Below are 9,598 nucleotides of genomic sequence, written 5' to 3' on the forward strand. Positions count from 1 at the left end.
CCAAATCTGGATATAAGGTTGGTGCTTTGCCAGAAGACAAATATTACTTTCAAGATGGCAAGTTCGTAATTCGCGATAGCGATACGAAGAAGTGTATAGCGTTGCCTGAAGATAAGTGTCCATCAAAATAATGAAAAATGGCGATCATTATGACTTAGCTATATCTGATAAAGAGGGCAAGGTAATAAGTAGTATTACAAAAATGGATAACTTAAACTATGAGTTGCTGTCAGACACAAGTGGTGTTAGTTTAGAAACGCAAGGTAGTGCTTCATTTTCAGATTAACACAATGAATATAATGCTTATCTAGAAAATGGTTTGGAAGAAATATTTAACTGCGCAAGCGATTGCGCTTATCACGATCATAACTCGTTTAACGTGGGTTAATACACATAAAGGGCTGCTGTTTTAATGCAGAATCCCACATGTACGTGAGATTATTATACTAAGCTAAGTATAAATTACTACAGAATTACACACTTTTTTTGATATTAGCAAGAACTATAATAATGTAGCACTGCCTTGCGTATTGCCAATCCAAATTTTACCTGCTGTAGAATAATATGATCTGCTATATCACTGCTGATCTCGATCCCTCTGTTTATTGGCCCTGGATGCATAACTATCGCACTTGGTTTTGCGTATGACAACTTTCGTAAATCAAGCCCATATAAACGAAAATATTCTCTCTCTGAAGGAATAAAACAACCATTATTCATGCGCTCTTTCTGCAACCTCAAAAGCATAATTACATCGGCATCCTTTATGCCTTCAATTAGTGAATAATGGACTGAATCTACCTCAGGAAAATATCTACAAATCAAAGTTGGTGGTGCAACTAAGCATATTTTTGCTCCAAACATTTTTAATAATCTTATATTCGATCTTGCAACTCTGCTGTGCAAAATATCTCCGCATATTGCAATTTTGAGATCTTTTATTTGCTTTTTATTACTACTGATTACAAAATAGTCTGCAAGGGCTTGAGTTGGATGTTCACTGCTTCCATCACCTGCATTGATTAGCGAGCAACTAACATGCTCGGCCAGCATACTCAAAGTACCGCTGTTTTTTTGCCTGATTACTATATAGTCAGGATTCATTGCATTTAACGTTTTCACCATATTTTTTAAATTTTCTCCTTTATTAATAGAAGAAGATTTTATCGGCAGAGTTATAACATTTGCTCCAAGACTTTTTGCTGCTATTTCAAAAGATGTAAGAGTACGTGTTGAATCTTCAAAAAATAGATTTATTACTGCCTTATTCTCTAAGATATGCCCATTTGCAGCTTCATTTTTCAGGTATTGACCAGCTAGCTTAATTATATTTTCTACATCATTGATTGTGAGATCCTGTATGCTTAGCAGATTCTTTCTATCGCTCATAATTTCTTTTTATTGTACGATTGCCATTCAACTCATTCTACCTCCTTATTGCCTTTTTTCAATAAGTTCCCTGCACAACAGTTATTTTAGCTGAGCATAAATAGGCATTGCATTAAAATAAAAACTGGTATTAATTGATAATTAGTACTCTGGTTTTATTATAGTTAGTATGTTAATAACAAATGAGGTTGAAAATGGTTGTAAAAACTGAAAAGAAAAATGAGAAGACTAGCCTGAGAAGGTAAATACTAGATTACATGCCGTGGAAAATGGCGCTCACAATTGCTGCTTTTTCTATTCCAGTTGTTGGTTCTGTTGTTGGAGATTTAGCATATGGTAATTATAGGAAGAATAATAAAACCGAAAACCCTGCTTCCAATAATGGACTTGATGGGTCTAACAACAAGGAAAGCAAAAAAGAAAGACAACTAGGTTGTTTAGAAAGACTCGCATCTCAAGCTGGTACTATTGCAAAGAGAGTTGGTGTTATTGCAATTGGCTTTCTGCTTAGGGGACCAATTGGCGGTATAATTGCCATGGGTCTTATAATTGTTAACGATATATCAGGTGGTAAGCTTATTCAAGGGGCAGAAGAAAAAGCACCAGATGCAGGTTATGATGTATTGAGTGCTGCGGGAAAAGGCATATTAGATGCAGGAAGACAGGCAGTAGATAATATGAAAGGTTCTGAGAAAGAAGGGGAAATAGAAAAGTCAACTAATGAAATAGGAACTCCAACTGAGAGAGCTGCAGGTAATGAAAAAGAAGGTGGTAATAAAAAGCTGGAACCAGGTAATAAACAAATTCTTGGCCCTGCAACCAAAAAGCTTGCACAAGAAAGCTTAATGGATAAAGGACAAGATATTAGAAGCAGTTAAATCGACATGGCATCAACGTAAATCTTCTTGTCCGATGTACTGAGCATCACTTCCATTTAAACTCGTCAGCTATCATGACAGCTTCTAGCAGGTGTTCTTCAAGTTTGCTGAGAGGTAAGTTACTTTGTAAATAATTCCCCCAAGATTTTAATACGTCGGAAGTTTCGATACCTTCAACAATAGGATATTCCTGATTTTTTTTAGCATATAGTTCTTGAGCTTGCTTGCTTACTAAAAATTCCAGCAAAGTTATAGCATTTTCTCTGTTTTTTGAGTTTTTTGTTACCGCTGCACCACTAATATTCACCATTACGCCATTATCATTTTGATTAGGGAAGAAAACCCCTAGCTTGTCTGTAATATTCCTTTTATTTCCATGCCCTGATAAAAGAATCCTTGCAAAATAATAGCTATTTACTATTGCAACATCTCCTTCACCAGCAGCTACAGCGTGGATTTGGTCAGTATCGCCACCACTTGGTTTTCTTGCCATATTGCTCACAATTCCACAGACCCATTCTTTTGCCTTTTCAAAACCATCGTTTGCAATCATAAAAGCAATCAATGATCGGTTATATGGACTCGTAGAAGAACGTACTAATATTTTTCCTTTCCATTTCTCATTTGCTAGGTCTTCGTAAGTACTTAGATCCTTAGGGTCTACTGATTCTTTATTATAAACTAATATTCTAGTTCTTTTTGTGAGACCAAACCAATAATTTTCACTATCTCTAAATTTTGCAGGTATAGCACTTTTCAAAACCTCTGAGTCTACCTGGGACAGAAGATCTCTTTTTTTTGCTAAAATTAAATTCACTGCGTCCGCAGTCAAAAATAAGTCAGCTTCACCACCATTTTCCATGCGTGAGAGCAATTGAGAATAATCATCAATAATATAACGTACCTTGATGCCCGTATCTTTTGTGAATTCGTCAAATAAAGTGCGTACTAACTCTTCTTTACGTGATGAATAAACATTCACCACTCGTGAATTGTCAGTTTCACTGTTCTTGTACAAGTAAGCAACGACTATTAATACAACTGTTATTAGAAATGTGAATATTAAAGCTCTTTTCATATTGAACATAATAGTTTCTTATAGTTAAAGATACTCAAATAGGGAGACTTTAGCAAATGTAAAATTTGCTTAATACATAAGAATTATCGCCCCAATTAAGGAGCATTAATGTTTTGTAGAGAATTTATTTATCCACCAACACCGTAAACAACATTTGGATAATTGTGATATTGAACCACGACTTGCTCAAGCGTTAAGCTGCTGCGCTTAGCGTCTTTACTGTGATTTTCCTCAAGAACATTTGTTCTTTCGCGTTTTATTTCTTTAATGAATTCCTTGTTAACGTTTTCAGTGTTGATCTCTTCTAGAGAATATATAAGATTAGTGCAATTTGTTTTGTTATGGTAATGTACATCAAGGCATATGATTAATAATGTAAGTATACCTGAGCCTATAAGTAATGATAATCCTACGTTGTGATTCAAAAGATTCCGATAAAATTTTTGTACATTATTAACGCCATCTATTGCAAGTAGCCCTAAAGGAAGCGCGATATTTGCAACAACTACGCCAGTTAACAATGCAGTAAATATTGGCCTATTGTTGATTACTGATTCTATTTTGTTAGTTCTACTGATTACTTTTTCATCAATGTTAATGAAGCCGTTTTTAGCTTTCCAAGCGTTAAGTGCGAAGTTTGAATGAGTGCCATTGCTATATTCCAATCTTACAGATTTTATTACTTTATCCTTTGGCTGGAGCTCCAACATTTCGTCTAAAATCTCATCCGAATTTTTTCCTTGGGTTTGATATTCCTCAGTGTTTCTAAATTGTTTTATTGCACAAAATATTGGAATAATCGCAAGCAATGAAGCGAGTACAATGACTGGTATGGTAACATATCTAGAGCTATTCGTAAAAAATGGGATAAACTTTGCTTTATCTTGCAAAGATACTAAAGCTGTAGATGCACCAAGTACAATAGCACTTACACTAGAAATTATAAAGCCCTTCTGCTGCATGGTGTATTTTACTCTTGGCAAAAATCTGTTTGTTTTTTTACTTGAGTTGATTAAAGGAGTTGTTGAATCTACTTCACTACTTTCAATATCACCATCACCTTTTGGTGTGAGAGAAGTTGGAGGCGTACCTGAACCACTGCTAAGTTTATTGGCGGGTAATCTTTTCAAATCTTTCAATATTTTATTATTATTCCAAGGTAGGCTATATATCGTCCCTTCGGAAACTGATCTTTTCAAACTTCGATTATCTACTCCACTGTCCAATGACCTTGATGTTTCCTCTTCTTCACCTTCAGAATTTGATTCATCAAATGGATTTGTAGGTTGTATAATTTTGTTCTCATTTTTTCCTGGAGTAGTTGTTCTAGGTGCTACTTGTGGCAGAGTTTTTGGTGCTGTCTCGCTATCTTCACCCCTTTTCTCGTAGGAAGTTAATTTTACTTGGGATTCTCCTGTGACTGATTTTAGCATATTACTCTCCGAAATTAATTACTAATGCTGTGTTGATTACACTATAGTTGTTAAGATGTAGTAAATACTAATTTAAGAATAAATATGAAAAATTTAGTATAAAAATTGCCTATCAAAGATTCTTTTGTCTAATGAATAATCTCTATCAAAAAGTAGAGTAACTGTGTTTTCATGGTCTTTCTGCATTTTTATTTGTGATATATTACGAAACTCTTTGTAATCTGATACTACAAGTGCTGGACGATTTTCCACGTCGTTAATGTCAATTTGTACTACTGTATCACTTGAGATTAACGCTCCGTTCCAATGCCTTGGGTGATAGCTATTAACAGAGGTCAGTGCAAGTAAGTTTGAGTTTAATGGTAAAATTGGACCTCCGGCAGAAAAGTTATATGCAGCGCTACCGGTTGGGGTAGACAATATTATTCCATCCCCTCTAAATTTTTCTACTTTTAACTTGTCATTGATAGTAACATTCATTTCTACTATTTGATTCGCTTTTCTAAAAACATATACCTCATTTAATGCTATGTAATGATATTTTTTGCCACCTATATCTGTAGCTTCCATTTTTAACAAAGTGAGCTGAGTTGGGATTGTGTATTCTATGTTATCAGTTAGATCTTCGCTGCGGCTAAAGCATTTATTCATCAAAAATCCAACGTTACCAGTATTTACTCCATATACATGTATGTTTTTATTTCCTATTACGTAATTATGTAGGGTGCGTAACATAAAGCCATCACCGCCAACAACTATGAGTAGATCAATTTCGGATTTATTTTCCTCTGTTATATTGATAAGATTAAATTTTTGTAACAGCTTGGATACTTCCTGCGATTTTGGTGACTCAGAAGCAACATAGGCTATATTTTTATATTTATGCATGCTTCACTCAGAAAGAAGCAAAACTAGAAGATACCTCCATACTTATCATTAAACTTAGCTATTTTGCTGGTTTTGCTTGCCGATCCACTTGTCAAACTTCCAGTCCATGCAGGGTGGGTTAGAGGATCTCTATCAAGTTTTACCTTATCACCGTTCTTTCCATAAGTGGAACGAGTTTCAAACTTTTGACCATTTGTCATAATTATAGTAATCTTATGATAATCAATTTCTACCATTGCTACCTACAAACTTTTTGCTAATTAATATTCTAGTAGATTCGATCCACTAAGTCAATTGTTATTCTAAAATATTGACGAAAAATAAATAAAGTAGTATACTTGATGAAAAATAAATAATAATTATTATGATTTTTGCTTTTCCTGGTCAAGGCTCTCAGTTTGTAGGAATGGGAAGGAGTTTATATAGTGAATTCTCTGTTGCAAGACAGGTATTTAATGAAGTAGATAGTATACTAAGTAGAAAGTTATCTAGTTTAATTTTTGACGGCCCTATTGAAGAATTGACTATCACAGAAAATGCTCAGCCAGCTATAATGGCAGTGTCAATTTCAACGCTACGTGTTATGGAGCATGTGTTTGGCAGATCTCTTTTATCTGATTGCAACGTTCAGCATGTTTGTGGACATTCAGTTGGAGAATATACAGCACTATGTGCTGCAGGAGCATTGACTCTTGAGTCTGCAGTCAAGCTGCTGAAAGTTCGCAGTGAAGCGATGCATGAAGCCTCTCTGAAATGTAAAGGCGGAATGGTTGCATTGCTTGGAGCAGAGATAAGCGAAGTAGAAGATATATTGAAATCAGCAAAAATTGAAAAGGTTTGTCAAATTGCAAACGATAATGGCGGTGGACAGGTAGTGGTAAGCGGCACTGCGGAAGCTCTTGAAATGTTACCCGATTTATTCAGAAACTCAAGCGTAAGGAAACTAATTAAATTGCAAGTTAGTGGGCCTTTTCATTCATCTCTTATGAAACCTGCTGATGAAAAACTTTTGGAATTTTTGGAAAGCATTACAGTAGCTCGACCTTTAATTTCATTTGTATCAAATGTTACAGCCAAAGAAGAAAGTGACCCAAAAATAATAAGAGATTTGCTTGCTAAGCAAATCATGAGCAGAGTAAGGTGGAGAGAGATGGTTTTATATATGGTAAACCGTGACGTTAACAAATTCGTTGAAATTGGGCCTAATAAAGTTTTATCTAATCTAGTTAAAAGAATTGATCAATCCATTAGTACAAAAAATATAGGTAGCATTAGTGATATTGATAATTTTCTTAATGAATCGTTAGTGTTGACAGCGGAAAATCTAGAAGTTAGTTTAAGTTAAAGCGTATAGCTAGCACAAATAAGGCTGATTGTTAATTCTATCAATTAAGGTGAGGGTGGAAAGTGTGACAAATATTAACACTAAAGAACACAACCTAACATTAGGCAGTACCACAATTAAACTTTTTATTGAAAGTGATGACATAAGTGGAATTAATTTTATTAACGTGCATCAAAATGAGGTAAATTCAAAAGAGGCCGGCAAGCGCATAATACAACAATTTGGTGGAAGGATGTTGTATATTATTCATGGCGATGGTACTTTACGTAATGTAGAATTTAAATGGTGAAAAGTGTGAGTTTAATCCCAACCGTGTATTTGACGACGTGAGTGCAGAGGCTAGTTTAAAATAATTTGGCAATTTTTCGGAAGATGCTTTGAAAGTAGTTGGAAATTTTGCAGAAAAATTTTTAGATTTCTTGCTTCCTGATCAAGACCGGTCATCGCTTTGCATAATAACTACAACTCTTCTAGCTACTCATTCAAAAGCTATTTTTCTCCGCCACTTTTCCGTAATGTACTGAAGATTTATCGAGAAATATGTCCAGAGAGCGGAACGGTGAGTTTTTCTACGCGACAGTTGAAGATTGATTCGAAGCTTTAAAACAGAAGGAAGTTTCCAATATAATATTGCAAAGCAACAAAATGGTTGAAGACGATGGTTCTTTATCTGTATATGCTGGAGAAAACGATATTCGGTACTCTAATGTGGAAGCAGAGCATGGTCATTTAGAGCAGCAAATAGATATGCTATCTGCTTTGCACAGTGTTTTATTTCCAAATGCAAATCAATTCTTGACAGTAGAATTATAATAACATAAAGGGTATTGGCTGCTTATACAATCAATGAACTACCTGTTATTTCGTCTGGTTTTTTAATTCCAAGTAACTGTAAAATAGTGGGAGCGATATCAGATAACTTTCCATCTCTCAGCTTCAGATTGTTATAAGAATCAGAGCATGCAATGAATGGAACTGTATTCAAAGTATGTGATGTATGAGGTGTGTTGTTTTCTTCATCGAACATACACTCAACATTGCCGTGATCTGCCGTAATAATGAGCGCAGCATTACCTACTTCCTCAGCAGCATTGAGCACTTTCATAAGGCAATTATCTATAGCTAGCACAGCATTCTGAGCTGCTTTCATGTTACCTGTATGACCTACCATATCAGGATTAGCGTAATTTACAACTATCAGTGAGAATTCTTGGGAATAAATTTTTTCTACAAGCTTTTCTGTGAGCTCAAAGGCTGACATTTCAGGCTGCAAATCATAAGTTTTAACTTTTGGTGAAGGAATGAGAATTCTTTCTTCACCGGGAAAAGGTTCTTCTTTGCCGCAGTTGAAAAAGAAAGTTACATGAGCGTATTTTTCAGTTTCAGCAATACGCAACTGTCGTAGTTTATTATCCGCTATTGCCTGTCCTAGAGTGTTGGCAAAGGATATAGGAGGAAAAAGACAGGGAATTTTTAAGTCCGCTTTGTATTCCACCATACTTAGAATCGAAGAAAATGGTTTTTGTTTATAGTCTTCTGTCATCTGAGCAGTTTGACCATAAATTCCAGCGTCACATGTTGGAATGGCATCCAAGAAATCTGTTTTACCAAGCAAAATACTTGCCAATTGTATCATTCGATCGGCACGAAAGTTAGCCAGTAACACTCCATCTTCTGGCTTTATACCTTGATAGTTACCTATTACTGCAGGTCTGATAAACTCATCAGTTATGTTGTTTTGATAATTATCGTCAATCAACGACATCACACTATTGTGACAAGGTGTCTTTGCAAATGCGATAGCTTCATAAGCCTCAATTGTTCTTTTCCACCTGTTATCACGGTCCATAGCATAATAACGTCCAGAGACAGTAGCAATTCTTATGTCATTGCCCTTTATACTCTCTTCAAATTCTTGAATGCATTTTTTCCCCGAATTTGGTGATGTATCTCTGCCATCTAAAAATGCATGTATCACCACTTTAATTCCGTGTTGGGATATTTTATTTGCTAGAGTTGAAATATGTTTTTGATGCGAATGAACGCCACCGTCTGACACTAATCCCATTATATGGCATACGCCATGCTTACTTTTTAAATTGCCAATAAAGCTTTGTAGATTTGCATTGCTTTCTATTGTTCCTATTTCTTGATTAATCCGCTGTAGGCTTTGCATCACTACTCTGCCACTGCCAATATTCATATGGCCAACTTCTGAATTACCTATTTGACCATCTGGTAGCCCAACATCGATTCCACAGGCAGATAAACTGCATTTTGGGTATTTAGAGCCAATATACTGCCAACAGGGTGGCTTTGCATTGCTAATAGCATTATATTCACTATTTTCTATTCCATTTCCCCAGCCATCTAGTATACATAAAACAACCGATTTAAAGTTCATACGGTGCTGGAATTCTATAGATATAACATGATACCAAAAACAAACTCTTTCCACAATTTCTATATTGCGTGACATAAAATTTGTAAAGGAAGAGTTATCAAATATCACATATGTGAGCAAAACAACATTAGATTTCTCGCATAACAAACTTTTGACAGAGCATTGGTATTCAATAGAAACGAA

At 35.3% G+C, this 9,598-nt stretch carries 11 protein-coding genes; 5 read left to right on the forward strand and 6 right to left on the reverse strand.

From position 1 onward, the window contains the following. The first annotated feature begins 115 nt into the window (after positions 1–115). Positions 116–286 carry a hypothetical protein gene (locus IHO13_RS02915; RefSeq protein ID WP_225538195.1) on the forward strand — a complete coding sequence of 57 codons (171 nt, stop codon included), beginning with the start codon at positions 116–118 and terminating at the stop codon, positions 284–286. A gap of 206 nt (positions 287–492) precedes the next feature. Here IHO13_RS02915 and IHO13_RS02920 read toward each other — a convergent pair whose 3' ends face one another. Beyond that, entirely contained in the window at positions 493–1,389 is an 897-nt protein-coding gene (locus IHO13_RS02920) for an aspartate carbamoyltransferase catalytic subunit (RefSeq protein ID WP_225538196.1), read from the reverse strand. Between the two features lie 257 nt (positions 1,390–1,646). On the opposite strand from IHO13_RS02920, the gene IHO13_RS02925 reads away from it, so the two are divergent. Next, positions 1,647–2,267 (forward strand): hypothetical protein, encoded by a 621-nt coding sequence (locus IHO13_RS02925; RefSeq protein ID WP_225538197.1) that lies wholly within the window; start codon positions 1,647–1,649, stop codon positions 2,265–2,267. A 46-nt stretch (positions 2,268–2,313) separates the two neighbouring features. On the opposite strand, the gene IHO13_RS02930 is transcribed toward IHO13_RS02925, so the two are convergent. The 4 genes from IHO13_RS02930 to rpmE all read right to left on the reverse strand — a co-directional run bounded on the left by IHO13_RS02930 (position 2,314) and on the right by rpmE (position 5,902). Then, positions 2,314–3,345, reverse strand: coding sequence for an extracellular solute-binding protein (locus IHO13_RS02930; protein WP_225538198.1), 1,032 nt, complete (start codon positions 3,343–3,345; stop codon positions 2,314–2,316). Positions 3,346–3,473: 128 nt separating this feature from the next. Next, positions 3,474–4,778 carry a hypothetical protein gene (locus tag IHO13_RS02935; protein ID WP_225538199.1) on the reverse strand — a complete coding sequence of 435 codons (1,305 nt, stop codon included), beginning with the start codon at positions 4,776–4,778 and terminating at the stop codon, positions 3,474–3,476. A gap of 93 nt (positions 4,779–4,871) precedes the next feature. Beyond that, entirely contained in the window at positions 4,872–5,666 is a 795-nt protein-coding gene (locus tag IHO13_RS02940; protein ID WP_225538200.1) for an NAD kinase, read from the reverse strand. A 23-nt stretch (positions 5,667–5,689) separates the two neighbouring features. Further along, the gene (gene rpmE / locus IHO13_RS02945; protein ID WP_225538201.1) at positions 5,690–5,902 is read right to left on the reverse strand and encodes a 50S ribosomal protein L31; all 213 of its coding nucleotides are present in this window, start codon (positions 5,900–5,902) and stop codon (positions 5,690–5,692) included. A 128-nt stretch (positions 5,903–6,030) separates the two neighbouring features. Between rpmE and fabD the strand changes: the two genes are divergently transcribed. The 3 genes from fabD to IHO13_RS02960 all read left to right on the forward strand — a co-directional run bounded on the left by fabD (position 6,031) and on the right by IHO13_RS02960 (position 7,824). Further along, positions 6,031–7,011 (forward strand): ACP S-malonyltransferase, encoded by a 981-nt coding sequence (fabD, locus tag IHO13_RS02950; RefSeq protein WP_225538202.1) that lies wholly within the window; start codon positions 6,031–6,033, stop codon positions 7,009–7,011. Between the two features lie 64 nt (positions 7,012–7,075). Next, positions 7,076–7,300, forward strand: a complete 225-nt coding sequence (locus tag IHO13_RS02955; RefSeq protein WP_225538203.1) for a hypothetical protein — start codon at positions 7,076–7,078, stop codon at positions 7,298–7,300. 341 nt (positions 7,301–7,641) lie between these two features. After that, a complete protein-coding gene (locus IHO13_RS02960) occupies positions 7,642–7,824 on the forward strand; it encodes a hypothetical protein (protein ID WP_225538204.1) in 183 nt (60 codons plus the stop codon). Between the two features lie 22 nt (positions 7,825–7,846). Here the strand turns inward: IHO13_RS02960 and gpmI are convergent, their stop codons facing one another. Next, positions 7,847–9,415 carry a 2,3-bisphosphoglycerate-independent phosphoglycerate mutase gene (gpmI, locus tag IHO13_RS02965; RefSeq protein ID WP_225538205.1) on the reverse strand — a complete coding sequence of 523 codons (1,569 nt, stop codon included), beginning with the start codon at positions 9,413–9,415 and terminating at the stop codon, positions 7,847–7,849. Positions 9,416–9,598 lie beyond the last annotated feature (183 nt).

The sequence above is a fragment of the Wolbachia endosymbiont of Mansonella perstans genome (assembly GCF_020278605.1).
Taxonomy (GTDB): domain Bacteria; phylum Pseudomonadota; class Alphaproteobacteria; order Rickettsiales; family Anaplasmataceae; genus Wolbachia.

Bases quoted from the DNA above. Each gene is read 5' to 3' on its own strand.
- IHO13_RS02920 (WP_225538196.1), bottom strand. From the start codon at position 1,389: ATGAGCGATAGAAAGAATCTGCTAAGCATACAGGATCTCACAATCAAT.
- IHO13_RS02925 (WP_225538197.1), top strand. From the start codon at position 1,647: ATGCCGTGGAAAATGGCGCTCACAATTGCTGCTTTTTCTATTCCAGTT.
- IHO13_RS02930 (WP_225538198.1), bottom strand. From the start codon at position 3,345: ATGAAAAGAGCTTTAATATTCACATTTCTAATAACAGTTGTATTAATA.
- IHO13_RS02935 (WP_225538199.1), bottom strand. From the start codon at position 4,778: ATGCTAAAATCAGTCACAGGAGAATCCCAAGTAAAATTAACTTCCTAC.
- IHO13_RS02940 (WP_225538200.1), bottom strand. From the start codon at position 5,666: ATGCATAAATATAAAAATATAGCCTATGTTGCTTCTGAGTCACCAAAA.
- rpmE (WP_225538201.1), bottom strand. From the start codon at position 5,902: ATGGTAGAAATTGATTATCATAAGATTACTATAATTATGACAAATGGT.
- fabD (WP_225538202.1), top strand. From the start codon at position 6,031: ATGATTTTTGCTTTTCCTGGTCAAGGCTCTCAGTTTGTAGGAATGGGA.
- gpmI (WP_225538205.1), bottom strand. From the start codon at position 9,415: ATGAACTTTAAATCGGTTGTTTTATGTATACTAGATGGCTGGGGAAAT.